Raw genomic sequence first — 571 nt, forward strand, 5'->3', positions numbered from 1 at the left:
AACTACCGGTCCGCGCTAACTTGCTGAGCAAATGATTCCGCAAAATCAAATGGCTCAAATTTGGTGGGTGATGACGGGATCGAACCGCCGACCCTCTGCTTGTAAGGCAGATGCTCTCCCAGCTGAGCTAATCACCCAAAATTTCGAACTGAATATGGCGGACCGGACGGGACTCGAACCCGCGACCTCCGGCGTGACAGGCCGGCATTCTAACCAACTGAACTACCGGTCCGCGCTAACTTGCTGAGCAGATGATTCTACAGAATCAAATAACTCGAATTTGGTGGGTGATGACGGGATCGAACCGCCGACCCTCTGCTTGTAAGGCAGATGCTCTCCCAGCTGAGCTAATCACCCAAAATTTCGAACTGAATATGGCGGACCGGACGGGACTCGAACCCGCGACCTCCGGCGTGACAGGCCGGCATTCTAACCAACTGAACTACCGGTCCACGCAATATATCAAATCGAAATACTTAACTTTTTGTTTAAATTGAAGCCTGTCAGATCAATCTAAACTCCCCTCATTGGGGTAAATAAGTGGCGGACCGGACGGGACTCGAACCCGCGA

General features: G+C 52.0%; 4 tRNA genes. All 4 read right to left on the reverse strand.

What is annotated here, in order from left to right:
- Positions 1–61: 61 nt before the first annotated feature.
- The 4 genes from E1189_RS00605 to E1189_RS00620 all read right to left on the reverse strand — a co-directional run bounded on the left by E1189_RS00605 (position 62) and on the right by E1189_RS00620 (position 452).
- Positions 62–137 (reverse strand) — tRNA-Val (locus E1189_RS00605).
- Between the two features lie 18 nt (positions 138–155).
- Positions 156–232: transfer RNA gene (locus tag E1189_RS00610), tRNA-Asp, on the reverse strand.
- A 49-nt stretch (positions 233–281) separates the two neighbouring features.
- A tRNA-Val gene (locus tag E1189_RS00615) sits at positions 282–357 on the reverse strand.
- A gap of 18 nt (positions 358–375) precedes the next feature.
- Positions 376–452, reverse strand: a tRNA-Asp gene (locus E1189_RS00620).
- Between the last annotated feature and the right edge of the window lie 119 nt (positions 453–571).

It is taken from the genome of Parendozoicomonas verongulae (assembly GCF_009711465.1).
Lineage (GTDB): Bacteria > Pseudomonadota > Gammaproteobacteria > Pseudomonadales > Endozoicomonadaceae > Sansalvadorimonas > Sansalvadorimonas verongulae.